The 287-nt window shown below is 58.9% G+C and carries 1 protein-coding gene; it reads left to right on the top strand.

Features of this window, described 5'->3' with window-relative positions; genetic code table 11:
• On the top strand, positions 1-287 hold a 287-nt coding region (locus VF724_RS21430; RefSeq protein ID WP_371756257.1), incomplete at both ends, for an aminotransferase class I/II-fold pyridoxal phosphate-dependent enzyme.

The following is a 287-nucleotide window of genomic DNA, read 5'->3' as shown; positions in this document are numbered from 1 at the left end:
ACACCCGCAGATTATTCGCGCCTGGCAACAGGCAGCGACGCGTTTTGGCGTCGGCAGCGGCGGGTCGGGTCATATCAGCGGTTATTCCGTGGCGCACCGGGCGTTAGAGGAGGAACTGGCGCAATGGTTAGGATATCCGCGCGCGCTGCTGTTTATCTCTGGCTTTGCGGCGAATCAGGCGGTCATTACCGCCTTAATGAAAAAAAATGACCGGATTGTGGCCGACAGGTTAAGTCATGCTTCCCTGCTGGAGGCCGCTAATCTGAGTCCGGCGCAGCTTCGCCGCT

The sequence above is a fragment of the Ferviditalea candida genome, assembly GCF_035282765.1.
Classification (GTDB): Bacteria; Bacillota; Bacilli; order Paenibacillales; family KCTC-25726; genus Ferviditalea; species Ferviditalea candida.
The sequence above is the reverse complement of the archived record's forward strand: the minus strand, read 5'-3'. Positions and strand labels throughout refer to the sequence as shown.